This window comes from Microbacterium laevaniformans (genome assembly GCF_016907555.1).
GTDB lineage: Bacteria > Actinomycetota > Actinomycetes > Actinomycetales > Microbacteriaceae > Microbacterium > Microbacterium laevaniformans.
The window spans coordinates 2,228,857-2,254,309 of the sequence record NZ_JAFBCE010000001.1 but is presented as its reverse complement, the minus strand read 5'-3'; the positions used below and the strand labels follow the sequence as shown (position 1 = coordinate 2,254,309).

Sequence of the window (25,453 nt, the reverse complement as noted above, 5' to 3'; positions counted from 1 at the left end):
AGAAGCGGTTGCCTTCAGGATCTCGGCGGAGAGGTCGCCGACGCGGATCACCTCCGACCCGACGGTGAGGATCAGTCGCTGCTGCCGTTGCGCGCCGTGACCGTGATCCACGCCTCTGCTGCGTGCGGTGAGGACGAATCCCGCACCTCGACGTCGGTCCAGCCGGCGGTGGCGAACGCGTCGGCGAGAGCATCCTCACGCCAGAGGACGAAGTGCCGGGGCACCTCGAGTTTCGCGTCCGACCAGTGCTCGCCATCGCCCTTCTTGAATGACGCGATCATCACGCCGCCCCGTCTCGTCGCCATACGCGCGCGGCTCAGCACGCCGCCCAGTCGTGGTCGCGCCACGTGCAGCAGGACGGCGCTGGCGAAGACCCCGTCGTACGGTCCGCCGAAGTCGGCATCGCGCACGTCGAGCAGCCGTGCGCGATGACCAGCGTCGTGCTGCATGGCCACGAAGGATGCCGCGGCATCCGTGCGATCGACCGCAAAACCGGCCGCTTCCAGCGCGTCGGCGTCGCGACCCGGGCCGCTGCCGAGTTCCAGCACGCACGAACCCACGGGCAGCCGTGCGGCGAGCTCGGCGACGAGCGGCGATGGCGTCGCGGGCGTGCGCTGCGCGTAGCGCCGGGCGTGCGCGCGGTACGCGTCGAGCGTGAGCTCGGCCGGCTCCCCCAGAGGGTCCAGGAGGCAGTCGTAGCGCTGTCGGGTCGGCCAGCGCGGGTCGCGTGGCGCGTCTGCGACGACGAAGCCGAGGCGGCGGTAGAAGTCGACGGCGTCGTCATCGGTGCTCGCATACAGGGGTCGCGTCGTGTCGGCGCGGCGCGCGGCATCCACGAGACGGGAACCGAGCCCCGTTCCGCGTGCCTCGTGTGCGACGGCGATGTAGTGCAGATCGGTGCGGTCTTCGCCGTGCGTGTCGGCGCCGAACGCGGCGAAGCCGAGCACGCTGCCGTCGACCGTCCCGACGACGGTCATGGTGGGCAGCTCGACGTCGCGGATGCGGATGAGGGCGTCGGTGTCGAGACCCGCAGCCTCCCCGAGCAGGGCGAGGAATCCGTCGGTGTCGATCTCCTCGGCCGTCAAACGCCGCACCGTTGCCGTCACGATTCGACTGTAGCGAGAGCACTCCGAGGGCGTGCGCCGGGGCCCTGTGGTGGCGCGGCTGCCACCGGCTTCGCCCGGCGCAGGCAGCGCAGCACGGCGCGACCGACGAGACAGATCCCGACGGTCGTGGTGAGCGCGCGCACCGTGTCCCAGCTGACGGTCGATGTCACGAACGAGTAGACGAGGAAGTTGCCCAGGTTCTGAGGCAGTGGCGCTCCGGGAACGTACGAGATCGACGTTCCGGCGCCCACGGCGAACGGCCAGAACCACATGTTCATGATGAGTCCGAACGCGTACGCGGCGGCGACGCCGTATCCCACGAGCATCGCGATCTCCGCCCCGCCGCGCACCCGTCGCGGCAGGAGCCCCGCGCCGGCCGCGACCCACGCGCAGGCGAACATCTGGAACGGCAGCCACGGCCCGACGCCTCCCCACAGCAACGCCGACAGCCCCACGGATGCCGCGCCCAGCAGCAGCCCGAAACGAGCGCCGTAGGCGCGGCCGGCGAGGATGAGGAGCACGAACAGCGCCTCCACGCCGCCGACGCCGGTGCTCGCGATGCGGACGGCTGCGCCGATGGCGGCGAGCACCGCCAGCAGCGCCAGCGTCTGCGCCGAGCGGACTGTCGTGTCGAGCGCCGCGAGGGTGGCGAGTGCTGCCAGGGGAGCGAGGGCCAGCGCGATCGGACCGATGGCGGCCTGCGCCTGTGCGGGGAGGGCGGTCGCGGCGAGCGGCCAGACAAACGCGGCAGCGGCGACGACGTTCGCGGCGACCAGCGCGACGGTCAGCGCGGGGCGTGGCCGCGGTGCCCGGGCGGTGGTCCGCGCTCGTGTGTTCCGAACTCCTCCGATCTCGTCCGGTTCGGAGGTTCTCGCCGCCTCCGAGGGATGCGCGCGCGCGGAGTGGAGGAGTTCGGCAGGCGGTCGATGCGTGGCGCCGCGGTCTTCGCCCGGCGCGGTCGCGGGGGCGGAGGCGGTGCCCGTGGCGGACAGACGACCGGCGTCCATGCCGAGCACCACGTCGGCGCGGGAGATCACCACGGAGTCGTGGGTCGCGACGAGCACGGCGGTCCCGGCCGCCGCGATGCGCGTAACGGCGGTATCGACCATCCGCCGTGCGTCGTGGTCGAGTCCGCGTGTCGGTTCGTCGACCAGCAGCACCCGGGGGCGCGCTGCCGTCTGGATCGCGAGCGCCAGGCACCGCCGCTGGCCTGCGGACAGGTCGCGCGGATGCCGAGGCCCCAGCAGCCGGGCCCGCTCGCCGCGTCCGAGCAGCGCGGCCACGCGGGCGATGGTGGTCCCGACCGGCAGGTGCGCCCGCCGGTCGGCGCGGCGACATTCCGCGGCGACCGTGTCGCGCACGAACAGCGCGTCGGCGTCGTCGGGCACCAGCCGCACGTCGCGAGCGTGCGCGCCCGTGGCGAGGGCGACCAGAAGGCTCGACTTGCCGGCTCCGTTGGGCCCGACCAGCGCCACCACCTCGCCCGGGTGCAGCGTCACGGCGACATCGTCGACGGCCAGGCGCTGCCCGTAGCGGACGGTCACCCGCGTCGAGAGCGCCGGTTCACAACTCCGGAGATCCGTAGCGGTCGCGGCCCGCGACGGCCCTTCGACGGGGAGGGGAGGCGGAAACTCCGGAGTTGTGAACGGCGCGGGTCGGGTGGTGACGGTCGCGGGCGTCGCTGCGGATGCCGCGGTGAGATGCAGCCACACGTCCGCGACGCCGGTGAGCTCGGCGCCGCGGTGCTCGGCGACGATCACGCACATGCCGGCCTCGTGCGCGAGTGCGCCCAGCAGCGTCACGATCCGGGAGCGCGCGGTGCGGTCGAGGTCGGCGAGCGGTTCATCCACGAGCAGCAACAGCGGCTGCTCGATGATGGCGGCGGCGATGGCGACGAGCGTCGCCTGGCCGGCCGAGAGCTCCCGCAGCGGCCGGTCGAGCAGTTCGGCGGCACCCACCCGCCCGGCGACGTCGCGGACGCGCTCGTCGACGAGCAGGCGGGCGAGCCCGCGCAGCTCCAGCGCCAGCCCGATCTCATCGCGCACGGTCGTCGTCGCGAAGCCGGCGCGGGGGTTCTGCAGCACCACGCCGACGAGCCGCGACAGGTCGCGCGGCGGCGTGTGGACGCGATCATGCCCCGCGATCTGCAGGACGCCGTCGATCCACCCGCCGTCCAGGTGGGTGTGCAGCCCGCTGAGCGCGCGCAGCAGGGTGGTCTTGCCCGAGCCGGTGGCGCCGGTGAGCACCGTCAGCGAGCCGGCGCGGATGCCGTCGCTCACCGCATCCGCCCCGACGCTCGACCCGTCGATCGTCACGACGGTGTCGTCACCGAACCCGAGCGCGAGAGGTCCGTGCGCGATCGGAGAGCGGCAGTCGCCCTCGAGCCCGCGACCGGCGTAGCCGCGCAACTCCAGCGACGCTCCGACGGCGGTGGCCCGCTCGATCGTCGCCTCGAGCAGCGGCGCCAGCGCGCGGATGCCCGCGCCGAACCCGCGCTCGCCGCGCAGGCGTTGCGCGCGCCGGGCCGTGCGTGCCGCGTCGGCGAGCGACGGAAGCGTGGCCCACGCGATCGACAGCGCCCGCGCGAGCCCCTGGAAGGGACCGCGCCGTGCCCCGCGCGCGAGCAGTCGCGGCAGATCGAGCAGTGCGCTGAGCACCCCGAAGGCGATGATCGTCAGCGCGATCGGCAGCGCGCCGACGACGGCCGACGCCAGCCCGTCGGCCGTGACCGGGCCGAACATCTGGACGTGGGCGAGAGGTGGAGCGAGTCGCCACACCGGCAGCGGCAGCAGCACCGTGCCGCTGCCGTCCACACCGTGGAAGAGCACCCGGTACACGAGCCGGACCGCCACGAAGCCGACCGCCAGCGCGAGGGCGGCGCGCAGGGGACCGGGGCGGAAGCTCACGCGCCGAGATTACGCGCGTCGGCAGCGATCAGCGGCGGTCGCGTTCACGCCGCCGGTGAGGCGGGGACACCGTCGAGGGTGAACAGCAGCTCGACGCTCTCACCCGGTTGCGCCGTCAGCGTCGACAGGCCCTCCTGCGCATAGTCCCAGGTGCCGCCGTCGGTCTTGGTCCACAGAGCCCAATACGCGAAGGCCGCGGGCATCGATTCGCACTTCTCGATGTACGCGGGGTCCTTCGTCGAGCCGACCGGCTCGGATGCCGAGGGCAGCCCGTTGACGCGGCAGATGACCTGGTCGCCGTACTGCTTCGTGCCCTCGATGGTCGTGCCGACGTACGTCAGCGCGTTCGAGATCGTCACGGGACCCGTCCCGATGATGCACCAGGTCTCGGACGAGCCGCCCTTGAGTGCCGACGAATCGACCGTCAGCGTGACACCCTCCGATCCGGTGCAGGCGGTGCTGGTCGGAGTCGGTGTGGGCGTGGGCGATGAGCCAGCACCACCGGTCGACGCGCAGGCGGACAGGCCGAGCGCGAGGGCGCCGGCGGCGAGCAGGGTCAGGATGCGGGGAGTCGACGTCACCGCTCCAGCGTAGGGGAAGCGGGAGGTGCGTCCCGGCCGGATCACGGCGCCCGCGCGTAGGCTGGGCGGGTGACCGACTCCTTCGTCTCCGAGCTGTTCGATCCCGCGGAGTGGATGCTCGCTGCGGGTGCGGACGCGTACACCGACATCACGGCGCACGTCTCGCGCGACGGTCGCATCGCGCGCATCGCGTTCGACCGTCCCGAGGTGCGAAACGCCTTCCGCCCGCACACCGTCGACGAGCTCTACCGCGCCCTCGACATCGCCCGCCAGGACCCGCGCATCGGGGTCGTGCTGCTGACGGGCAACGGACCGAGCCCGAAGGACGGCGGGTGGGCGTTCTGCTCGGGCGGCGACCAGCGCATCCGCGGTCGCGACGGCTACACGTACGCCGCCGACGACGCGACCGCTCCCGACCCTGCCCGCGCGGGCCGCCTCCACATCCTCGAGGTGCAGCGCCTCATCCGTTTCATGCCCAAGGTCGTCATCGCGGTGATCCCGGGGTGGGCGGCAGGCGGGGGGCACTCGCTGCACATCGTGTGCGACCTGTCGATCGCGAGCGCCGAGCACGGCCGTTTCAAGCAGACGGATGCCGATGTCGGATCGTTCGACGCGGGTTACGGCTCGGCATACATGGCCCGCCAGGTCGGCCAGAAGATCGCCCGTGAGGTGTTCTTCCTCGCCGAGGAGTACTCGGCTGCGCGTGCCTACGAGATGGGTGCGGTCAACCGCGTCGTGCCGCATGCCGAGCTCGAGCGCGAAGCGGTCGCGATGGCGCGGACCATCCTCGGCAAGTCGCCGACGGCGATCCGCATGCTCAAGTTCGCGTTCAACGCGATCGATGACGGGATGGTCGGCCAGCAGGTGTTCGCGGGGGAGGCGACCCGACTCGCCTACGGCACCGACGAAGCCGTCGAAGGACGCGACGCCTTCCTGCAGAAGCGCGATCCCGACTGGTCGCCGTACCCGTACCACTACTGACCTCCCCGGAGACGAACGTGCGCCTGGAGAGGGTCGACGCGACGGATGCCCGCGCGGTGCTGCGCGGTCTGCGCTCGGCGGTGCTCGGCGCCGGGCCCGCGATCGCGCTCGGCGGAGAGGACGACCTGCCTCGGGACGTGCCGGCCGGGACGGCGGTGGTGGTCACCACGTCCGGTTCCAGCGGCTACCCGAAGGCCGTCGCGCTCAGCCGGTCGGCACTGACGGCGTCGGCGATGGCGACGGCCGCGCGCATCGGCAGCGGATCGTGGCTGCTCGCGCTGGCTCCCGGCTACATCGCCGGTGTGCAGGTGCTGGTGCGCGCGCTCGTCGCAGGCAACGAGCCCGCTGTCGTCGCGGGACCGTTTCGTACCGCGTCGTTCGTGGCGGCGGCATCCTCGATGGCGTCCAGTCGCGGGGGCGAGCGGGTGCCGACGTTCACCTCGCTCGTCCCCGCACAGCTGCAGACGCTTCTCGACGACCCCGCCGGATGCCGCGCGCTCGCCGGCTTCGCGGCGGTGCTCGTGGGTGGGCAGGCCCTGCCGCCGGCGCTCGCTGCCCGCGCGGACGAGGCCGGCATCCGTGTCGTGCGCACGTACGGATCGAGCGAGACGGCCGGCGGTTGCGTGTACGACGGCATCCCGCTCGACGGCGTGGACGTGCGGATCGTCGACGGAGAGGTGCAGGTGTCGGGGCCGACTCTCGCGGACGGCTACCTCGGCGACCCGGCGCGCACCGCCGCCGCGTTCGTGCGCGACGAGGCGGGTGTGCGCTGGTATCGCACCGGCGACGCCGGTCGCTTCGACGGTCGGCTGACGGTCACCGGCCGCCGCGACAACGTCATCGTGTCGGGTGGAGTCAACGTCTCGCTCGACCGTGTCGAGCGGATCGTCCGCACCCTGCCCGGATTCGTCGATGCGGTCGTGGTGCCGGTCGCCGACGAGCGCTGGGGTGAGGCATCGATCGTCGTCGCGGTCGGCGCCTCGTCGTCGGATGCGCCGGTCGATGCCGACCTGCAGGGCGTCCGCGACCTCGTCGGCGATGAGCTCGGCGCCCCGGCGCGGCCGCGTGCCATCCTTCGGGTGCCGCGACTGCCGACGCTCTCCAGCGGTAAGCCCGACCGGGCCGCCCTCACGGCGCTCGCGCGCACGTGGGCGGAGCGCGCCGGCGACAGCCGCTGACGCGGGCCGTCGTCATCACAGCGGATCCATGCCCATCCGGGCATAGGATTCTGGCGTGGCAGGCAGCACCCGGAAGAAGAAGTCGCGCGCGGCGCATCACGCGAAGCAGAAGCCGCGCGGCAACCCGCAGCGCGCGCGTGTGTCGGGTGATCCCGCGCATGTGACGCGGGCCGGCGCGCGCGACTGGATCGGTGCCGCGCGCCTGCGGACGCTCCCGCTCGCCGTCGCGCCCGTGGTCATCGGTACGGGCGCGGCTCGTCTCGATGAAACGCCGCTGCGCTGGGTGATCGCCCTGTGCTGCCTGATCGTGGCGGTGGCGATACAGATCGGCGTCAACTACGCGAACGACTACAGCGACGGCATCCGCGGCACCGACGACCACCGCGTCGGACCCGCCCGCCTCACCGCATCGCGCCGGGCGAAGCCGCGCACCGTCCTCACGGTCGCCCTCGTCTTCTTCGCCATCGCCGCGGCGGCGGGTCTGGCCATCATCGTCCGCACCGGCTACTGGTGGATGGCGCTCATCGGCGCCGCCTGCCTCGTCGCGGCGTGGTTCTACACCGGCGGCAAGCGGCCCTACGGCTACGCGGGACTGGGCGAGCTGTTCGTCTTCGTCTTCTTCGGCCTCGTCGCCACGGTGGGCACCACGTTCGTCCAGATCGGCACCGTGCCGCAGGAGAGCTGGTTCGGCGGCGTCATCGCCGGCCTGCTGGCCTGCGCCGTGCTGTTGGCGAACAACCTCCGCGACATCGATCAGGACCGCCTCGCCGGCAAGCGGACCCTCACCGTGCGCATCGGTCGGCGCGCCACGCAGGTGCTGTTCACGGCGCTCGTCGTCATCGCCTTCGCTCTCGTCGCCATCCTCGGGGTGTTCTACCCGCTGGCATGGCTGGCGATGCTCGCGCTGATCCCCGCGGCGTGCGCCGTGCTGATCGTCTGGACGTACCGCGCACCGCGCGAGCTGGTCGTCGCGCTGGGGCTGACCTCGCTGACCTCGCTGGCCCTGTCGCTGCTGCTCTACTGGGCTTTCACCGGCTGAGCGCGCCTCCTCGAGGAGCCGCCGACGGGCTCACTCCGACGGCGTCGAGGCGACCTGGTCGGCCGCGGCATCCTCGGCGTCTTCGTCGGTGTCGCGACGGGCACGCCGGCGCGCGGCGAGACCGGCGGTCAGATCGTCGAGCGGGCGGCGCAGGAAGAGCACCGAGAGGCTGAGCCCGATGAGCGCGGCGAAGATCGCCGACAGCCAGTAGTACTCGCGCATGATCTGGAAGAGCATCATGATCGCGAACGGCACGACGAACACCAGAAGACGAAGGACGGTGTAGACGAGGGCCGAACGGACACGCATGCGTCCAGCCTACGCGCGCGGCGTCGCGGAGCCGACCTCGGATCTCGCGGTGTTCGCGCCGCCTAGGATGGAAGGGTGGTGCGCATTCTGCTGCCTCTGGCGCTGTTGCTGATCGCCTTCTGGGTGTACAGCATCGTCGACTGCGCCCTGCAGCCGCCCACGCGTCACCGCGGCGTCAGCAAGCCGCTGTGGATCGTGATCGTCGTGCTGCTTCCCGTCATCGGCGGCCTGATGTGGTTCGTCGTGGGTCGCGGCCGCGCGCAGCGCCAGAGCGCCTTCCGGGCGCCGGACGACAACCCCGACTTCCTCGGGAGCCTGCGCAACGTCTCGATCGCCGATCAGGACGAGCGCATCCGCCGCCTCGAGGAGGAACTCGCCGCCCTCGACGCGGAAGGCCCCGACCCCGACCGCGGCCCGCATCCGCCGGTGACCGGCGATGACGACCCGGACGAGCACCGTCGCGGCAGCGTCGCCTGACATGGACGACAGCGCTCTGGTCGGTCGGGCACCGGCGACGGATGCCGCGGCCGCCCTTCTGGGCCGGTTGGCCGAGCTCGGGGTCGCGCACATCGTCGTCAGCCCCGGGTCGCGCTCGCAGGCGCTCGCGCTGGTCGCCGCCGAGTTGGAGAGTCGTGGCGACGTGCGTGTGCACGTCCGCATCGACGAACGCGTCGCCGGGTTCACGGCGCTGGGCATCGGCCGCGAGTCGGGCATGCCCGCCGCCGTCGTGTGCACCTCCGGCACGGCGGTCGCGAACTTGCTGCCCGCGGCTCTCGAAGCGCATCACGCCGGAGTGCCGCTGCTCCTGCTCACCGCCGACCGTCCGCCGGAGCTGCGCGGTGTGGGCGCCAACCAGACGACGCGCCAACCCGGCATGTTCGCGCCGAACATGCGCCTGGAAGAAGACCTGCCCGTCCCCGACGCGCTCGATGTGGACGGCACCGGCGAGCAGTCGATGATGCTCCGGCGCGTCGCGGAGGACGCGGTCGCCGCCGCTCTGGGCACGGGTACGCGCCAGGCCGGACCGGTGCACCTGAACCTTCCGTTGCGCGAGCCGCTCGCCGGCGCGCTGCCGCCGTGGCTGGGCGCCACCGAGCTCGACCTGCCCGCTCCGGCGCTCGGCCCCGACGTCGCCGGCGACGAGATGAGCACGACCGAGCCGTCGGGAGCGCTGTACCAGGGCGGCGGCGGCATCGGCGAGGCGAACCATCCCGCCGATCCCGAGCTCGACCCGCACGTGCTGGTGCGTGGTCCCCGCACCGTGGTGGTCGCCGGCGCCGACGCCGGACCCGCCGCCGAAGCACTCGCCCACGCGGGCGGATGGCCGCTGATCGCCGAGATCGTCAGCGGCGCCCGCTTCGGCCGCAACCTCGTCCACGGCTACCGCGGGCTGCTGCGCGACCCGGAGCTCGGCGGGCGCATCGAACGCGCCGTCGTCTTCGGCCATCCGACGCTCACGCGCGAGGTCACGGCGCTGCTGTCGCGTGCCGAGGTCGAGGTGCTCGCCGTGCGCGGGCCGGGAGAGCCCCTGAATCTCAACGGCGTCTCGGCATCCGTCGACGCCGTCGTGGCCGCCGTCGGCGACATGGACCGCGACTGGTTCGGCGCCTGGATGCGGGCCTCGCGCGGGGCGGCCGTCGATCTCGCCCCGCCGGCTCCGGATGCCGCCGCGCTGTCGTCCGCGGTGCCGGCCGAGCGCCTCGGCGCCATCGCGTCCGAGCTCGCCGTCGCGCGCGCCCGGATCGACCGTGTGGGCCTCGTGGATGCCGTGTGGCGGGCGACCTGGCCGCACGACCGCCTGTTCTTCGCTTCGTCGCGCCTCGTGCGTGTGGCTGACGGCGTGCTCGGCGGAAAGAAGGTGCCGGTCCACGCCAACCGCGGTCTCGCCGGCATAGACGGCACCATCGCAACCGGCATGGGGATCGCGATCGCGAGCCAGACCGGCGGCGACGTCGGCGTGACCCGCGTGCTGACCGGAGATCTCGCGTTCCTCTACGACGTGGGGGCGCTCTTGCTGCCGGTCGGTGAGACAGCGCCGCGGCTGCAGGTCGTCGTCGGCAACGACGGCGGGGGCACGATCTTCGACGGCCTCGAGGTCGCCGAGATCGCCGGGCCCGACGCCATGCAACGCGTGCTCTACACGCCGCAGGACGTGGATCTGGCCCCGCTGGCCGCCGCGTACGGCTGGGAGTACGTGCGCGTCGCCACGCGCGCCGAGCTCGACCAGGCCCTCACCGCCCGCGTCGTCGGGCGACAGATCATCGAAGTCGCCCTCGCTCGCTGAACCTCCTGGCCCTCTCCGCCTGCCCGCGCCATGATGTGGGGATGACCGCGAGAAGCCAGAAGAACTGGAACGCCGATCCCGCCGACCTCCTGCGCGCCGACCCGGGGTTCCGCCTCGCCGACCTCGATCCGGCATCCACCCCGGGCTATGACGGCGACAAGGACCACGGGCAGAGCGACCTCGAGGCGGGCGCGGACGAGCTCGACGAGCTGCAGGAGCGCCTCTACGCGCAGAGCCGTATCGAGGAGGGGGCACCGGCAGTGCTGCTCGTGCTGCAGGCGATGGACTCCGCCGGCAAAGGCGGCATCGTCCGCCACGTCGTCGGAGCGGTCGATCCGCAGGGCATCGCGCTCGCCGCGTTCAAGAAGCCCACGCCGGAGGAGCTCGCGCACGACTTCCTGTGGCGAATCGAGAAGCGGGTGCCCGAACCCGGCTTCATCGGGGTGTTCGACCGGTCGCACTACGAGGATGTGCTCATCGGGCGGGTGCGCGCGCTCGCCCCTGCCGAGGAGATCGAGCGCCGCTACGACGCCATCGTCGCCTTCGAGAAGGGGCTGGTCGATCGCGGTATCCGGATCGTCAAGGTGATGCTGCACATCTCGGCCGACGAGCAGAGGGATCGGCTGCGGGAGCGGCTGGAGCGGCCCGACAAGCACTGGAAGTACAACCCCGGCGACGTCGACGAGCGGCGCCGGTGGGGCGAGTACATGGCGGCGTATCAGACGGTGTTCGAGCGCACCTCGACGCCCGAAGCCCCGTGGTTCGTCGTGCCCGCGAACCGCAAGTGGTACGCACGCCTCGCCGTCCAGGCGCTGCTGCTGGACGCGCTCGAGGACATCGATCCGCACTGGCCCGTCGCCGACTTCGACGTGGATGCCGAGAAGAAGCGCCTCGCCGACAGCTGACTCGAAACGCCCTACGCCAGGGCGTCGACGATCGGGCGGAACTTCACCCGGGTCTCGAGCATCTCCGCCTCGGGGTCGCTGCCGGCGACGATCCCGGCGCCGGCGTGTGCGCGGAATGGGATGCCGTCGGCATCCGCCGCCGCGAGATCGAACTGGGCCCCGCGCAGCGCGATCGCCCATTCGCCATCGCCGTTCGCGTCGACCCACCCGACGGGTCCGGCGTAGCGGCCGCGGTCGAACGGCTCGATGCGACGGATCGCGGCCAAAGCGGCCGCCGTCGGCGTTCCCGCGACGGCGGCGGTCGGGTGCAGGACGCCGAGCAGGTCGAGGGCGGAGGTCTCGGGCGCTGTCGTGGCCTCCACATCGGTCGCGAGGTGCCACACGTTCGGCAGTGCGAGAGTGAACGGCTGCTCGGCGGCCGCCAGCGCGGTCGCGTGCGGCGAGAGGGCATCGACGAGACTGCGCACGGCGTACTGGTGCTCGGCGAGGTCCTTCGCACTCGTCGCCAGGCGCAGCGCCGCCTCACGATCGGCATCCGGACCCGACCCCCGGGCGACGGTGCCGGCCAGCACGCGCGCGGTCACCTGGCCGCCGGAGACGGTGACGAGTGTTTCGGGGCTCGCGCCGATGAGTCCGTGCACGGCGTAGACCCACGTGTCGGGGTACGCGGAGGCGAGCGAGCGTGCGAGTCGGCGCAGGTCGGCGCCGGCGGGAACGGTGCCGGCCAGCTCCCGCGCGAGCACGACTTTGCTGACCTCGCCGGAGGCGATGGCGGCGAGCCCGGCACGGACCGCATCCTGATAGCCCTCCGGGGTCAGGGCGCCCGGTCCGACCGCGGCCGACCAGTGCGGGCCGTAGCCGATGGCCCGGGGCTCGTCGGGCTCGGGAGCGCCGTCGTCGGGCAGCACCCAGGTCACCCACGTGCGACCGTCGCGCGCGCCGACCGTCATCCGCGGCACCGTCAGCACCGCGGTCGCGGACGACTGCGCATCGAACGGCAACGCGCCGAAGGCGATCAGACCGCTGCCGGGAACGCCGACGTGGTCGTCCACCGTGGCCGCGGCGGCGACGCGGCGCCAGCGGTCGGCGAGCGTCGCGGCATCCGCTGCCGGTACCTCGATGCGCAGCGCCGAGCCGACGCCCACCAGCCACGATCCGCGACGCGCCCACACCAGGGGGTCGGCCGGGTCGGCGTATTCGAGGAGGTCGTCGAGCTCCGCGATCTCCCGGCTCACGATGCGCAGACGGGGCGGGAAGAGCGGCGCGGAACTCACCCGATCAGCCTAATCCGCCGGTCGACCACCGGAGTCGGGCGACGAAGGTCATGGCGGGTTAGGCTCCGGCTATGACCGATCGACCCGCGCCCGGCACCCCGCTCGTCTTCCGCTGGCGCAAGTGGGACGGTGCGCCGCACTGGGAGCACGACTGCGTCTACCTCGGCAGCGACGTCCACGGCGATTGGGTGGGCCAGCGCGACGGCTGGCGCAGCGCCCGACCGGGCCTCGACACGGTCAGCGAGGGCGACAACGTCACCCTGATCCCGCCGAGCGGCGAGTACGCTGCCACCCTCAACGCGACCCACCCGCGCATCGCGATCTACATCGATGTCGCGTGGGATCTGCGCTGGGATGCCGCGGCGGACCCCGACGGCATCCCGAGCCCCACGGGCATCGACATGGATCTCGACGTCGTGCGTGCCCGCGACGGGCGCGGAATCTGGATCGACGACCGCGACGAGTGGGAGGAGCACCGCGTGCAGTACGGGTATCCCCTGGACATCGTCGAGCGGCTCGAACGCGTCGCCCTCGAGCTCGAGGTCGAAGTTGGCGCCGAACGGGCGCCGTACGACGAGGCGACGGCGGCGCGCTGGCTCGCCGTTCTCGCGGCGCTGCCGCCGCGCTGAGCGCCGCCGCGGTGTCGGCAGCGCGCCTAGGATCGAAGGGTGAGTGAGCACCGCGCCGACCTGGGCAAGGATCCGTCCCGCGTGAGCGGCATGTTCGACGAGGTCGCGGCCGGCTACGACCGCACCAACACCGTGCTGAGCCTCGGCAACGACCGGCTGTGGCGCATCGCCACGACGCGTGCCATCGCTCCGCGGCCCGGTCAGCGCATCCTCGATCTCGCCGCCGGAACCGGCGCGAGCTCGGTGGCCCTGGCCCGCAGCGGCGCCGAGGTCGTCGCCGGCGACTTCTCGCCCGGCATGATCGCCGAGGGCCGCCGTCGGCACGGGCACGTGCCCAACGTCACCTTCGTCGAAGCCGATGCGATGGCATTGCCGTTCTCCGATGGCGAGTTCGACGTCGTCACCATCTCGTTCGGCCTGCGCAACGTGAACGACCCGAAGAAGGCGCTCGCCGAGATGCTGCGGGTGACCGCCCCCGGCGGCATGCTGCTGGTGTGCGAGTTCTCGCACCCGCAGAACCCCGCGTTCGCGAGCCTCTACCGCTTCTACAACGACCGGATCCTGCCGACCGTGGCGCGCAGCGTGAGCTCGAACGCCGACGCGTACGACTACCTCAACGAGTCGATCAAGGACTGGCCCGACCAGGTGACGCTCTCGTCGTGGATCCGGGATGCCGGGTGGACGCGCGTCGCCCACCGCGACCTCACCTTCGGCATCGTCGCGCTGCACCGCGCGGTCAAGCCGCCCGTCTGAGCCCCGTTTCGACTCGCTGCCCTCGCTCACCGAGCGGGCGAGACAGCGACTCCCGGTCGTTGAGCGAGGGCGCGCAGCACCCGAGTCGAATCGGCCTCCGCGACCGCGGGTGCGACGGCCGCGGGTAGGCTGGGAGGGTGACTGCGAGCTCCTCCGCTGCCGGTGCGCGATTGACGGCCAACCTCGGTCTGGCCGAGCGTGTGCTCGCCGGTCCCCGGATGCGCAAACTGCTCGCCGTCGTCGAGGACGGCCTCGACCGCGTCGAGGACACCCTCGCCCGTGAGCTGCGCGTCAGCGACGCCCTCGCCGATGCCACGACCCGCTATCTCTACGAGGCAGGCGGCAAGCGGGTGCGGCCCATGCTCACCCTGCTCACCGCGCAGCTGGGCGAAGGCACCACAGAGAACGTCATCACGGGTGCCACGGCCCTGGAGATGACCCACCTGGGCTCGCTCTATCACGACGACGTCATGGACGGCGCGGACGTGCGTCGCGGGGTGCCCAGCGCCCACGCCGTCTGGGGCAACAACGTCGCCATCCTCACCGGCGACCTCATGTTCTCGCGCGCCAGCCAGCTCATGGCGCAGATCGGCGAACGCGCGATCCGTCTGCAGGCCGACACGTTCGAGCGTCTCGTCCTCGGACAGATGCACGAGACGGTCGGCGCTCAGGCCGGTGAGGACCCCGTCGAGTTCTACCTCCAGGTGCTGGCCGACAAGACCGGATCGCTGATCGCGGCATCCGCTCAGGCCGGCATCCTGTTCTCGGACGCGCCGTCGGAGTACCGCCGTCCCGCGCTGGAGTACGGCGAGAAGGTCGGCGTGGCCTTCCAGTTGCTCGACGACGTCATCGACCTCTCCGACGATCCCACCGAGACCGGCAAGGTCCCCGGTACCGACCTGCGCGCCGGCGTGCCGACCATGCCCTACCTGCTTCTCGCCCGGGCCGCCGACCCGGCCTCGCGCGCGCTGAAGGCCACGATCGACGACGGCGTGGCGCGCATCGCCGACGGGGCAGACCCCGCGATCCTCGATGAGGCGATGCAGCAGCTGCGTACGCACGCCGTGACGGCCGAGACCCGTGCGAAGGCGTACGAGTGGGCGGATGCCGCGATCGCGGCGATCGATCCGCTTCCGGCCGGTCCCGTGCGCGATGCGCTGGTCAAACTCGCCCACGTCATCGTCGACCGCTCCAGCTGATCGCGTCTCGACCCGGGCCTGCCGGCCCTCGCCCCACGACCGGATGAACACGAAGGACACACCCATGACCAAGCTGAGGCTGGCCATCGTCGGCGCGGGCCCCGCCGGCATCTACGCGGCGGACATCCTGTTGAAGGCCGAGCGCAAGTTCGACGTCTCGATCGATCTGTTCGACCACCTTCCCGCTCCCTACGGACTCGTGCGCTACGGCGTCGCCCCCGACCACCCCCGCATCAAGGGGATCATCACCGCCCTTCGCGACGTGCTCGATCGCGGTGACATCCGCATCTTCGGCAACGTCCGCTTCGGTCAGGACCTCACCCTCGACGACCTGAAGCAGCACTACAACGCCGTCATCTTCGCCACCGGTGCGATCAAGGATGCCGACCTCGACATCCCCGGCATCGATGCGGCCGGCTCGTTCGGCGCGGCCGACTTCGTCAGCTGGTACGACGGCCACCCGGACTTCCCGCGCGAGTGGCCGCTGGATGCGGCATCCGTCGCCGTGATCGGAAACGGCAACGTCGCGCTCGACGTCGCGCGTGTGCTCGCCAAGCACGCCGAAGACCTCCTCGTCACCGAGATCCCCGCGAATGTGCAGGCCGGGCTGGAGGCTTCGCAGGTGACCGACGTGCACGTGTTCGGTCGACGCGGCCCCGCCCAGGTGAAGTTCACGCCGCTGGAGCTGCGCGAGCTCGGCGAGCTGCGCGACGTCGACATGGTCGTCTACGACGAGGACTTCGACTACGACGAGGCGTCGCGCACCGCGGTCGCCAGCAACAAGCAGGTCATGGTCATCGACCGGGTGCTGCAGTCGTGGCGTCAGCGGCCGGGCGTCAACAACGCCGGAGGCGCGGCGTCGCGCCGGCTGCACCTGCACTTCTGGGCCAAGCCCGTCGAGGTGAAGACCGACGACAGCGGCCGCGTCGCCGCTCTCGTGTACGAGCGCACGCGACCCGACGCCGAGGGCGGCGTGGTCGGCACCGGCGAGCTGCGCGAGGTGCCGATCCAGCAGCTGTACCGCGCCGTCGGCTACTTCGGATCGCCGCTGCCGGGCGTGCCGTTCGACAAGAAGCACGGCGTGATCCCCAATCACGAGGGTCAGGTGCTGCACAAGGACTCCAACGAGCGCGTGCCCGGCGTCTACGCGACCGGCTGGATCAAGCGCGGCCCGGTCGGACTCATCGGGCACACGAAGTCGGACGCGATGGAGACGATCAGCCACCTCATCAACGACCAGGCGTCGTGGTGGCAGCCCACCGACCCGTCGCCGGAGGCGATCCCCGCCCTGCTGGCCGAGCGCGGGGTCGCCTGGACCGACCTCGACGGGTGGCACCGCCTCGACGAGCACGAGGTCGCCCTCGGCGCCTCGCACGAGCGTGCGCGCATCAAGGTCGTCGACCGCGACGAGATGGTCCGGGTCTCGCGCGGCGAGTAAGCCGTCGGTTCGGGAGGAGATGTCGCGTCGGGAGGTCGTTTTCGCGGCATCCGTCCTCCCGAACGGAAATCTCCTCCGCTGGCGCGCACGGGTGGGCCTGCTTCGACTCCTCCCCAACGGGGCGAGGCGACAGGTTGTGCACGGATACCGCGGCGCGCGGGGTCGCCGGATGTAGCTCGGGTCACGATGTCGCACATGGATGCCGCGACGTGGGCCCGTGCATGCGGAGGCGTGGTCCGCAGCGATCGGATCGATCGAGCCGGATACGGGCGCGGTGCGCTCGACCGCGCGGTGGCGCGGCGGGAGCTGGTGCGCGTGGCTCGCGGCTGGCTGGCCGTACCGGATGCCGACCCGCACCTGATCGCGGCGGCACGGTCGGGCGTGGTGATCTCGTGCGTGACGCAGGCGCGCCGGCGCGGCTGGTGGGTGCACGACGACGACGCGCGCGTTCACGTCGCCGCTCACGCCCACGCCGGGAGGGCGCCGACGGCCACCGCGGTCGTGCACTGGGCGCGGCCGGTGGTGCCGCGGCATCCGGATGCACTGGTCGATACTCCCGAGAACGTGCTCGCTGCGGTCGCCGCGTGCCAACCGTTCGAGGTCGCGTTGGCGGTGTGGGAGTCGGCTCTGCGGAAGGAAGAGGTCAGCGCCCCGGCGCTGGCACGGCTTCGCCTTCCGGCCTGTGCGCGCCGTGTGCTCGCGGCGGCGGAGGTCTGGTCCGACTCGGGATTGGAGACGATCGTCGTGCCCCGGTTGCGGTGGATGCGTCTGTCGCTGCGGCGCCAGATCTGGATCGCCGGCCACCGCGTCGACCTGCTCATCGGCGAGCGGCTCGTCCTTCAGATCGACGGCGGCCACCATGTCGGAGCGCAGCGCGATGCCGACAACGCGCACGATGCCGCCCTCATGCTGCTCGGGTATCACGTGATCCGCGTCGGCTATCGACAGGTGATCCATCAGTGGGAGCAGGTGCAGGACGTGCTCGTGCGTGCGGTCGCCCAGGGACTCCACCTCGCGCGCTGAACCGCCCGGGAGGAGATGCCGCGTCGGGAGGTCGCTGCCGCGGCATCCGTCCTCCCGAACGGAAATCTCCTCCGCTATCCCCGTCGCCCCGCACAGAGGGGCCGCGGATAGGCTGGCGACATGGTGGGCGAGTGGGTCGCAGACATCCTCGGGCCGGGCTTCGAGCAGCTCACGCTCGAGCTCGGCGCGGACGCCGCTCCCGCCACCCTCGTGCGCTCCCTCCCGCGGATGCCGTGGCTGCGACCGTTGAACGGTGTGGACGTGCTGTACGTGCACGGGTGGTCGGACTACTTCTTCCAGACGGAGCTGGCGCGGTTCTGGACGGGCCTCGGTGCGCGGTTCTACGCCCTGGACCTGCATGGATACGGCCGGAGCCTGCGCCCGGGGCAGATCCCCGGATACGTCACGACGCTCGACGACTACGATCCCGACATCGCCGCCGCCCTCGCCGCGATGGGCACGCACGATCACGGCCGGCGGCTCGTGCTGCTGGGGCACTCGACGGGAGGACTCACCCTGAGCCTCTGGGCGGCACGGCATCGCGGCGCGGCCTCCGCGGTCGTGCTCAACAGTCCGTGGCTGGAGCTGCAGACGGGTGCGATCGGGCGTCAGGCCATCGCCCCGATCATCGCGATGCGGGCACGCTTCGACCCTCTCGGCGCGCACCCGGTCGTCGATCTCGGCTTCTACACGCGCGCGCAGCGCGAACTGGGGACCCTGCCCGACAGTCCCGAAGGCTGGCGTCCCGAACGGGGCTTTCCCACCCATCCGGGGTGGCTCGCCGCCGTGATGCGGGGTCATGCCACGGTCGCCGGCGGCCTGACGATCGACGCCCCGGTGCTCACCCTGCTCTCCGCCGCATCGACCACGCCGCTGCAGTGGACGCCGGAGATGACCTCCACCGACAGCGTGCTGGTGGTCGCCGACATCGCCCGCGCGGCGACGCGACTGGGGCCGCTCGTGACGATCGCGCACATCGACGGCGCGATCCACGACGTGTTCCTGTCGGCGCCGGAGCCGAGGGATGCCGCGTACGGCGCACTGCGCCGCTGGCTCGTCTCGGGCGCGCTCGGCTGACCCGTCCGCTCAGCCGCCGGGCGTGGAAGTCGGGGACGGGCTCACGCTCGGCGACGGCGACGGCGACGGGCCGCCGAGCAGCGAGGGATGGGTCAGCTTCCACCAGTCGTCGGGAGGGGCGATCGTTCCGCGCACGGCCACCGCGACGCTGGCACTGCGGCCGCCGGAGGTCCACGTCGCGATGCCGATTTGCTGGCCGTCCTGGCCGGTCGGCGCAATCGTCAGCGTGATCGATGCGGTGATCGGCGTATCGGACCACGTGAGCAGGCTCTCGTCGCGTGACAGCACCAACTGCGCCTCCCCGCCCCAGGGGCTCGTCACCGTGCCGACCGGTGTTCCCGCTTTCGCGACCGGCACCAGGTGCACGCCGGCGGCGACGCTGCGCAGCGCGGTGGTGACATCGGCATCCACCTGCTCCCGCGACTGTCCATCGAGCGAGACACCGACGATCTTCAGCGGTTCGCCGAGTCCGGGGTTGCTCGTCGCGGTGTAGAGCAGTGCGAACGTCCCGGCGCCGAGGTTGCCCGTCTTCAGCCCGGTCACACCGTCGCTGCCGAGCAGATCGTTGGTGTTGTCCACCTCTCCGACCGTCGGGACGGTGGCTGACGGCATCGACGTGATCCGGGCGAGCGCGGGATTGGCCGCGGCGAGCTGTCCGATGGCGAGCAGATCACTCGGCGTGCTCGTGTTGCGCTCATCGATGCCGGTGGGCTCGACGATCGTCGTTCCGTTCAGCTGGTGAGCCTGGAGCCACGTGCGCGTCGCGGAGACGTAGCCCGAACGGGAGCCGAAGGCCCACATCGCCACCGCGTCGGCGTAGTTGCTCGCCGACGGCAGCAGCATGGTGGTCAGGGCGTCGCGCAGCGACATGGAGCTGCCGGTCGGCATGGCGGCCACGGTCGCGCCGAGCACGTAGTACTGGTCGTACAGGTCGTGGTCGGCCTTGTCGAACGTGATCGTCGGACCGGGGTCGTCGGCGCTCTGCAGCGGATGAGCGTCGAGCACGACGAGCGCGGTGATCAGCTTGCTGATGCTCGCGATCGGTCGGGGCTGGTCGTCACCGCTCACCGCGTGCAGTCCCGCCGCCCCCAGATCGCCCGCGGCGCCGACAACCGAGATCGCGGCGGCCCGTCCGGAGGGCATCGCCAGCGCTGCCGGGGCGCCCGGCGCCACGGTCGGAACGCGTGTCGTCGTCTCGAGCGCGGGCAACGGCGCCGAGAGGGCCCACGCCGTGTAGCCGCCGGCGCCGGCGACGATCGCGAGCACGACACCTGCGGCGATCAGCCAGCCACGGCGGCGGCGACGCCGACGCCGGCGCAGGCGCTCGGCATCCTCGGCGGACAACGACACGTGCGACGCACCGCTGGGGGCCGAGGCCATCAGGTCGGCGAAGTCGTCGAGCCCGTCGTCGTGCGGCATGGTCATCGGCCTCTCCGTGTGGTGGCGGCGCGCGCCGGGAGCTGCGGCATGACAGCGGAGGAGCTCACTCTGCGAGCGTATCCGGTCGCGCGCGCGGCGGAAGCCTCCCTACCGTGTCGGCGGGCGCTTCGGCAACCCATGCGGGCGTCGGGCGCGGGCGTGGCAGGATTTTGGAGCGGACACCCGATCCGATCGGGCCACGGCTCCGAACAAGAGGCAGCTACGCCCATCCCGAAGGAGAGCTCCGTCCGTGAGAGAAGTCTCGACTGCGCCGCTTGCCGACCTCTCGGCGTACCGCAATGTCACCGACCTGCTGAGGCGTCGGGTCGACGAGGCTCCCGACCATGTCGCCTTCGACGTGCGCGAAGGAGAACGGTGGCGGCCGGTGACCACAGCGGCCTTTGCCGCCGACGTGCGCGCGGTCGCCAAGGGGCTGCTGGCCGACGGCCTGCAACCCGGCGACGCCGTGGCGATCATGGCCCCGACGCGCTACGAGTGGGCCGTCGCCGACCTGGCCGTCTGGTTCGCGGGAGGCGTCGTCGTGCCCGTGTACGATTCCTCCGCGCCGAGCCAGGTCGCGGCGATCGTCGCCGACGCCGGCGTGCGCGTCGCTTTCTTCGGTGACGAGCGCTCCCGGTCCGCGTTGACGGCGGCCGGGGTGCCGACCGTCCTGTCCCTGACGCGTGGCCTGGCCGACCTCGCCGCTCGCGGCGGCCTCGTCGACGACGCCGTGCTCGAGCGTGCCCGCACGGATGCCGGCCCCACCTCGCCCGCGACGATCGTCTACACCTCGGGCACGAGCGGCACGCCCAAGGGCGTCGTCCTCAGCCACGAGAACTTCCTCGGGCAGGTGCTCAACATCGCCGCCGCGTACTCCGACATCGTGCGCGCGGACGGCAGCACGGTGATCTTCCTTCCCCTGGCGCACGTGCTGGCCCGGGGGCTGCAGCTGATCTGTCTCGCCAGCGGCATGCGCATCGCTCACCTCTCAGAACCGTCGGAAGTCGTCGCCTCGCTCGCGGAGCTGCGCCCGACCTTCCTCGTGGTCGTGCCCCGCATTCTCGAGAAGATCGCCGCGGCGGCCGGGGCCAAGGCCGCCGACAAGCACCTCGGGCGGGTCTGGGATGCCGCGGTTCGCACCGCCACAGAGCTTGCACGACGTGAGGAGCAGATCGACGACGGCCAGACGCCGGCGTCGTCGTGGAGCCTACGGGTGCGTCGCCGCGTGTTCGACGCCCTCTTCTACCGTCGCATTCGCGCCCTCATGGGCGGGCGCATCGGCTACGTGCTCTCGGGCGGCGCGACGTTGCCGTCGCGGCTGTCTTTGCTTTTTCGCGGCATGGGTGTTCCGGTGATCGAGGGGTACGGGCTGACCGAGACGACCGCGCCTCTCACCGGCAACCTTCCCGGTCGCATCCGCTCGGGCACCGTCGGGGTGCCGCTTCCCGGCTCGACCGTGCGCATCGCCGACGACGGCGAGGTGCTCGCGAAGGGCGTCGGTGTGTTCGCCGGCTATCGCAACGCGGACGATGACCGTGACGCCTTCGTCGACGGCTTCTTCCGCACCGGTGATCTCGGCAGGCTCGACGAGCGCGGCCGTCTCGTGCTGGAGGGACGCGCCAAGGACGTCGTCACGACGTCGGGTGGCAAGACCGTCGCCCCCGCGCGGTGGGAAGCGGCGATCGAAGAGCACCCCGTCATCTCCTCGGCGGTGACCGTGGGGGAGGGGCGGCCGTATCTGACCGCACTCATCGTGCTCGACCAGGATGCGGTCACCGCCGCACGCGGCAGCGCCGTGGCGCTCGATGACCCCGACCTCCGCGCAGAGGTGCAGCGGGCCGTCGACGAAGCCAACGCGCTGGTCTCGCGCAGCGAGCAGGTGCGACGGTTCGCGCTCGTCTTCGCGGATGCCGAGGATCGCGAGGTCGTGACGCCGACGCTGAAGATCCGGCGTCGTCAGCTGCTCGATCGCGAGTCGGGCACCATCGACGCCCTCTACCTGTGACCCGCCCTCCTACGCCCCTCAACCGGAGAACTCCCATGTCACAGCGCCCGGGCGCCATCCTCGTCACCATCCTCGTCGCGCTCGGCATCGGCGCAGCGCTCGCCGTCGCCGGCGGAAGCGCCGGCGCATCGTGGGGCGGCATCCCGCTGTTCGCGCTCGCGGTCGTCGCGGCATTCGCGATCCAGGTCGTCGCCTACATTCCGGCGGCGCTGCTGCGCACCGAGAAGTTCTTCGACCTGACCGGAGGTCTGACGTTCGCGCTGGTCGCGGTCGGACTGCTGGCGGCGGTCACGCCGGCGTCGGTGCGGGCGTGGGTGCTGGCCGCGATGATCGTCGTGTGGGGAGTGCGGCTGTCCGTGTTCCTGTACGTGCGTGTGCACGCGCAGGGCACCGACGGCCGTTTCGACGACATCAAGGTCAACCCGTTGGCGTTCCTGCGGGTCTGGATCATCCAGGGCCTGTGGGTCGCCGTCACGTCGTCGGCCGCGTGGGTCGGCATCACCGCCGCAACGGCAGACGGGCTCGACGTGTGGATCATCGTCGGTGCCGTGGTGTGGATGGCGGGTCTGGTCATCGAGGTCGTCGCCGACGCGCAGAAGGCGGCGTTCCGCAAGGATGCCGCCAACAAGGGGCGTTTCATCGACTCGGGCGTCTGGGCGTGGTCGCGGCATCCGAACTACTTCGGCGAGATCCTCGTCTGGGTCGGCGTCGCGATCGTCGCGCTCCCGGCGGCCGTCGGCTGGCAGTGGGTCACCGTGATCTCGCCGCTGTTCGTGATCCTGCTGCTGACGCGGGTGAGCGGCATCCCGATGCTGGAGAAGCGCGCCGACGCGCGCTGGGGTGACGAGCCCGCGTACCAGGAATACAAGAAGCGCACGCCGGTGCTGGTGCCCGGTTTCGGCCGGGGGTAGGGCCTCGGGCGGCCGGGGTGAGGGTCGCGGGCGGCCGGGGACAGGCGATCGGGCCGGCGCAAGCAGATCGCCCCGCGATGCGCCTGTTCTCGCCGGATCGCCTGTTCTCGGCATCCGTCTGACGGCGGGGGATGCCGAGGATTCAGCTCACGGTGACGCGGGTACCGACCTCGACGTCCGCGTAGAGATGCGCGATCGCGTCGGTGGGCATGTGCACGCAGCCGTGCGAGCCGTTCTGCAGGTAGCCGTCGGTGCCGAACGGGAAGGTCTGCCACGACGCGTCGTGGAAGCCGACGTCGCCTCCCTGGAAGGGCATCCAGTACGCGACCTGGTCGTCCCAGGAACCGTGACGGTCGTGGCCGGCGAGTTCGGTGTTCCGCGTCATGCGGGTGATCGCGAAGGTGCCGGTCGGCGTGGCGTAGTCGGGGTCGAAACCGGAGGCGCCGGTGGTCACCGCCGAGTCCATCAGCAGGTTCTCGCCCGAGCACTCCCAGAGGTGCTGCGCCGCGATGCTGACGTACACGTGCAGCACGCCGTTCTGGGCCGCGGCGCGACCGGGCCCGGTGCAGTGCGCGTCGGGGACCGGGCTGGTGTGCACCGTCCACACCGCCGGGGTCGGAGTCGGCGTGGGTGTCGGCGTCGGCGTGGGGGTTGAGGTGGACGTCGGGCTCGCGCTCGGCGTGGCGGCCGCCGCCGGCTGGGCGGCCGCGGCCTGAGACCCGCAGCCTGCGAGAAGCAGCATTCCCGCGGCGGTCACCGCGGTCGTCGCTACCAGGCGGCGTGGGTGTCGTCGGATGTCATGCACGCCGAAACCTTACGGTTCCCGGTGATGAATCCGGTGAGTGCGGGGCGGGTCGCCGGGTCGCCCCGGTGCGCCGTCGCCCCGGTGCCGCGTCGCCCCGGCGCAGGCAATCTGCCCGGCGCAGGCGAAGACGGCCCAGATCGGCCTGTTCTCGGCAGATCGCCTGCGCCGAGCCGGCCGCTGTGCCCGGTGGCCGGCTTACCGGTAGTTGACGAACTGCAGGTCGACGTCGAGGTCGGCCGCCTTCAGCATCCGCTGCACTTCCTGCAGGTCGTCGCGCGACTTCGACTGCACGCGCAACTCATCGCCCTGGATCTGCGCCTTGACCGACTTGGGCCCCTCGTCGCGGATGAGCTTGGTGATCTTCTTCGCGTTCTCGGAGGAGATCCCCTCCTTGAGCGTGGAGGTGATGCGGTACTCCTTGCCGGAGGCCTGCGGCTCACCCGACTCGAGCGACTTCAGGGAGATGCCCCGCTTGATCAGCTTCGACTGGAACACGTCCAGCACGGCCTTCGCGCGCTCTTCGCTGTTGGCCTTGATGAGGATCGCCTCGCCGCTCCAGTCGATCGACGCGTCGGTGCCCTTGAAGTCGTAGCGCTGCTCGACCTCTTTGCGGGCCTGGTTGAGCGCGTTGTCCGCCTCCTGGCGGTCGATCTTGGAGACGATGTCGAAAGAGGAGTCAGCCATGCGTGGCAGTCTAATCGCGCGCGCGTGCGACCCCCATAGGGTCGAATCATGTACACCGGCTTCGTCGCTCCCGCCGATGATGTCGTCGACGATGTCGTCGCTCGCGCGCTGGGCGCTGCAGGGGAGCGGGTGCCGCGCGGCGACTGGCAGCGCGTGGAGCACGGTTCGGCGAATCTCGTGGTGCTCGCCGGACGTGTGGCGGTGCGAGTGGCGCGCACCGCGGACGCGGCATCCGAGGCCCTCCGGGCCCAGCGGCTCATCGACGCACTGCCGGCACTGCCTTTCGCGGTGCCGCGCTCCGCGGCGCCGGCGATCGATGACCGTGCCGCGGGCGGTGTGGTCGCGATCGCGCAGGAGCGCGTCGACGGCGAGCCGCATCCGAGCGGCAGCGGCGACCCCATCGAGCTCCGACGCCTCCTCGACACCCTTCACGAGACCGACCTCGCCCCGCTTCGAAGGCACCTGGCTCATCGACACACCTTCTTCGGCGGCGAGGAGGGGCTGCGCCTCATGACCGGTGATGCCGTCGCGATGCTCGCTCCGACGGCCCGTGAGGGCGCTCGCCGCGTCGCCGATGCCTTCGTCGGGCTCGCGCCGCACGGTGATGTGCTGACGCATGGCGACCTGGCCGGCAGCAACGTGCTGTGGACCGATGGCGTCGCCTCCACAGTTTCGGGGCTGATCGATTGGGATCTCGCTGCCGCCGACGACGAGGCGAAGGATGTGGCGGCGCTCGCGACATGGCATGGGTGGGATCTCGTGGCGCAGATCGTGCCACCCGAAGTCACCCACCGCGCACGTGTCACGGCGGCGACCTACCCTCTGCAGCTCCTGTGCTTCGCGATCGCGGGAGGCCGCCCCGCGACGGAGATCGAGCGCGCCCTCACGAGGGCCAACGACACGTACGCGAGCTGACCGGCCCGGCGCGGCGGACCGGTTCGTAGACT

General features: G+C 71.8%; 23 protein-coding genes. 15 read left to right on the top strand and 8 right to left on the bottom strand.

The genetic code is table 11. The features are described from left to right. Positions 1-71 precede the first annotated feature (71 nt). From JOE53_RS10760 to JOE53_RS10750, 3 genes are read right to left on the bottom strand one after another with little or no spacing between them, the layout of a single operon-like run. The gene (locus tag JOE53_RS10760; protein ID WP_204947717.1) at positions 72-1,106 is read right to left on the bottom strand and encodes a bifunctional GNAT family N-acetyltransferase/class I SAM-dependent methyltransferase; all 1,035 of its coding nucleotides are present in this window, start codon (positions 1,104-1,106) and stop codon (positions 72-74) included. Then, the gene (locus tag JOE53_RS10755; RefSeq protein WP_005049829.1) at positions 1,103-4,012 is read right to left on the bottom strand and encodes an ABC transporter ATP-binding protein; all 2,910 of its coding nucleotides are present in this window, start codon (positions 4,010-4,012) and stop codon (positions 1,103-1,105) included. Before JOE53_RS10755 ends, JOE53_RS10760 begins: the two co-directional genes overlap by 4 nt. A gap of 44 nt (positions 4,013-4,056) precedes the next feature. Beyond that, entirely contained in the window at positions 4,057-4,593 is a 537-nt protein-coding gene (locus tag JOE53_RS10750) for a hypothetical protein (RefSeq protein WP_271171082.1), read from the bottom strand. A 69-nt stretch (positions 4,594-4,662) separates the two neighbouring features. Here JOE53_RS10750 and JOE53_RS10745 point away from each other — a divergent pair, with 69 nt between their 5' ends. From JOE53_RS10745 to JOE53_RS10735, 3 genes are read left to right on the top strand one after another with little or no spacing between them, the layout of a single operon-like run. Next, positions 4,663-5,574: a 1,4-dihydroxy-2-naphthoyl-CoA synthase gene (locus JOE53_RS10745; RefSeq protein WP_036287428.1), complete on the top strand. Its 912-nt coding sequence runs from the start codon at positions 4,663-4,665 to the stop codon at positions 5,572-5,574. A 17-nt stretch (positions 5,575-5,591) separates the two neighbouring features. Then, positions 5,592-6,752, top strand: a complete 1,161-nt coding sequence (locus JOE53_RS10740) for an AMP-binding protein (protein WP_005049846.1) — start codon at positions 5,592-5,594, stop codon at positions 6,750-6,752. 55 nt (positions 6,753-6,807) lie between these two features. Beyond that, complete coding sequence (locus tag JOE53_RS10735) at positions 6,808-7,791, top strand: 1,4-dihydroxy-2-naphthoate polyprenyltransferase (RefSeq protein WP_204947715.1); 984 nt, start codon at positions 6,808-6,810, stop codon at positions 7,789-7,791. 30 nt (positions 7,792-7,821) lie between these two features. On the opposite strand, the gene JOE53_RS10730 is transcribed toward JOE53_RS10735, so the two are convergent. After that, positions 7,822-8,100, bottom strand: coding sequence for a DUF4229 domain-containing protein (locus tag JOE53_RS10730; protein ID WP_036317471.1), 279 nt, complete (start codon positions 8,098-8,100; stop codon positions 7,822-7,824). Between the two features lie 75 nt (positions 8,101-8,175). Between JOE53_RS10730 and JOE53_RS10725 the strand changes: the two genes are divergently transcribed. From JOE53_RS10725 to JOE53_RS10715, 3 genes are read left to right on the top strand one after another with little or no spacing between them, the layout of a single operon-like run. Beyond that, positions 8,176-8,577, top strand: coding sequence for a PLD nuclease N-terminal domain-containing protein (locus JOE53_RS10725; protein ID WP_204947714.1), 402 nt, complete (start codon positions 8,176-8,178; stop codon positions 8,575-8,577). A gap of 1 nt (position 8,578) precedes the next feature. Beyond that, positions 8,579-10,384, top strand: coding sequence for a 2-succinyl-5-enolpyruvyl-6-hydroxy-3-cyclohexene-1-carboxylic-acid synthase (menD, locus tag JOE53_RS10720; protein ID WP_204947713.1), 1,806 nt, complete (start codon positions 8,579-8,581; stop codon positions 10,382-10,384). Positions 10,385-10,425: 41 nt separating this feature from the next. Further along, the gene (locus tag JOE53_RS10715; RefSeq protein ID WP_204947712.1) at positions 10,426-11,289 is read left to right on the top strand and encodes a PPK2 family polyphosphate kinase; all 864 of its coding nucleotides are present in this window, start codon (positions 10,426-10,428) and stop codon (positions 11,287-11,289) included. Between the two features lie 11 nt (positions 11,290-11,300). Here JOE53_RS10715 and JOE53_RS10710 read toward each other — a convergent pair whose 3' ends face one another. Continuing rightward, positions 11,301-12,563 (bottom strand): isochorismate synthase, encoded by a 1,263-nt coding sequence (locus JOE53_RS10710; protein ID WP_016464330.1) that lies wholly within the window; start codon positions 12,561-12,563, stop codon positions 11,301-11,303. 71 nt (positions 12,564-12,634) lie between these two features. Here JOE53_RS10710 and JOE53_RS10705 point away from each other — a divergent pair, with 71 nt between their 5' ends. From JOE53_RS10705 to JOE53_RS10680, 6 genes are all read left to right on the top strand, one after another. Further along, entirely contained in the window at positions 12,635-13,192 is a 558-nt protein-coding gene (locus JOE53_RS10705) for a hypothetical protein (protein ID WP_016464331.1), read from the top strand. Positions 13,193-13,231: 39 nt separating this feature from the next. Next, the gene (locus JOE53_RS10700; RefSeq protein WP_204947711.1) at positions 13,232-13,945 is read left to right on the top strand and encodes a class I SAM-dependent methyltransferase; all 714 of its coding nucleotides are present in this window, start codon (positions 13,232-13,234) and stop codon (positions 13,943-13,945) included. 137 nt (positions 13,946-14,082) lie between these two features. After that, on the top strand, positions 14,083-15,144 hold the full coding sequence (locus JOE53_RS10695) for a polyprenyl synthetase family protein (protein WP_204947710.1): 1,062 nt from the start codon (positions 14,083-14,085) through the stop codon (positions 15,142-15,144). A 64-nt stretch (positions 15,145-15,208) separates the two neighbouring features. Further along, a complete protein-coding gene (locus JOE53_RS10690) occupies positions 15,209-16,582 on the top strand; it encodes an FAD-dependent oxidoreductase (RefSeq protein ID WP_204947709.1) in 1,374 nt (457 codons plus the stop codon). A gap of 195 nt (positions 16,583-16,777) precedes the next feature. After that, positions 16,778-17,605: an endonuclease domain-containing protein gene (locus JOE53_RS10685; RefSeq protein WP_204947708.1), complete on the top strand. Its 828-nt coding sequence runs from the start codon at positions 16,778-16,780 to the stop codon at positions 17,603-17,605. A gap of 120 nt (positions 17,606-17,725) precedes the next feature. Then, the gene (locus JOE53_RS10680; RefSeq protein WP_204947707.1) at positions 17,726-18,682 is read left to right on the top strand and encodes an alpha/beta hydrolase; all 957 of its coding nucleotides are present in this window, start codon (positions 17,726-17,728) and stop codon (positions 18,680-18,682) included. Positions 18,683-18,691: 9 nt separating this feature from the next. On the opposite strand, the gene JOE53_RS10675 is transcribed toward JOE53_RS10680, so the two are convergent. After that, the gene (locus JOE53_RS10675; RefSeq protein ID WP_204947706.1) at positions 18,692-20,107 is read right to left on the bottom strand and encodes a D-alanyl-D-alanine carboxypeptidase family protein; all 1,416 of its coding nucleotides are present in this window, start codon (positions 20,105-20,107) and stop codon (positions 18,692-18,694) included. A 244-nt stretch (positions 20,108-20,351) separates the two neighbouring features. Here JOE53_RS10675 and JOE53_RS10670 point away from each other — a divergent pair, with 244 nt between their 5' ends. After that, positions 20,352-22,106 carry an AMP-dependent synthetase/ligase gene (locus JOE53_RS10670; RefSeq protein ID WP_204947705.1) on the top strand — a complete coding sequence of 585 codons (1,755 nt, stop codon included), beginning with the start codon at positions 20,352-20,354 and terminating at the stop codon, positions 22,104-22,106. 35 nt (positions 22,107-22,141) lie between these two features. Then, positions 22,142-23,017 (top strand): DUF1295 domain-containing protein, encoded by an 876-nt coding sequence (locus JOE53_RS10665; protein WP_204947704.1) that lies wholly within the window; start codon positions 22,142-22,144, stop codon positions 23,015-23,017. Positions 23,018-23,159: 142 nt separating this feature from the next. Here the strand turns inward: JOE53_RS10665 and JOE53_RS15010 are convergent, their stop codons facing one another. Continuing rightward, complete coding sequence (locus JOE53_RS15010; protein ID WP_204947703.1) at positions 23,160-23,822, bottom strand: L,D-transpeptidase; 663 nt, start codon at positions 23,820-23,822, stop codon at positions 23,160-23,162. Between the two features lie 195 nt (positions 23,823-24,017). Continuing rightward, positions 24,018-24,506, bottom strand: coding sequence for a YajQ family cyclic di-GMP-binding protein (locus tag JOE53_RS10655; RefSeq protein ID WP_005049876.1), 489 nt, complete (start codon positions 24,504-24,506; stop codon positions 24,018-24,020). A gap of 48 nt (positions 24,507-24,554) precedes the next feature. On the opposite strand from JOE53_RS10655, the gene JOE53_RS10650 reads away from it, so the two are divergent. Next, entirely contained in the window at positions 24,555-25,421 is an 867-nt protein-coding gene (locus JOE53_RS10650) for a phosphotransferase family protein (RefSeq protein WP_204947702.1), read from the top strand. Positions 25,422-25,453: the final 32 nt, after the last annotated feature.

Bases quoted from the DNA above. Each gene is read 5' to 3' on its own strand.
- JOE53_RS10705 (WP_016464331.1), top strand. From the start codon at position 12,635: ATGACCGATCGACCCGCGCCCGGCACCCCGCTCGTCTTCCGCTGGCGC.
- JOE53_RS10730 (WP_036317471.1), bottom strand. From the start codon at position 8,100: ATGCGTGTCCGTTCGGCCCTCGTCTACACCGTCCTTCGTCTTCTGGTG.
- JOE53_RS10650 (WP_204947702.1), top strand. From the start codon at position 24,555: ATGTACACCGGCTTCGTCGCTCCCGCCGATGATGTCGTCGACGATGTC.
- JOE53_RS10675 (WP_204947706.1), bottom strand. From the start codon at position 20,107: ATGACCATGCCGCACGACGACGGGCTCGACGACTTCGCCGACCTGATG.
- JOE53_RS10685 (WP_204947708.1), top strand. From the start codon at position 16,778: ATGGATGCCGCGACGTGGGCCCGTGCATGCGGAGGCGTGGTCCGCAGC.
- JOE53_RS10690 (WP_204947709.1), top strand. From the start codon at position 15,209: ATGACCAAGCTGAGGCTGGCCATCGTCGGCGCGGGCCCCGCCGGCATC.
- menD (WP_204947713.1), top strand. From the start codon at position 8,579: ATGGACGACAGCGCTCTGGTCGGTCGGGCACCGGCGACGGATGCCGCG.
- JOE53_RS10665 (WP_204947704.1), top strand. From the start codon at position 22,142: ATGTCACAGCGCCCGGGCGCCATCCTCGTCACCATCCTCGTCGCGCTC.
- JOE53_RS10715 (WP_204947712.1), top strand. From the start codon at position 10,426: ATGACCGCGAGAAGCCAGAAGAACTGGAACGCCGATCCCGCCGACCTC.
- JOE53_RS10655 (WP_005049876.1), bottom strand. From the start codon at position 24,506: ATGGCTGACTCCTCTTTCGACATCGTCTCCAAGATCGACCGCCAGGAG.
- JOE53_RS10680 (WP_204947707.1), top strand. From the start codon at position 17,726: ATGGTGGGCGAGTGGGTCGCAGACATCCTCGGGCCGGGCTTCGAGCAG.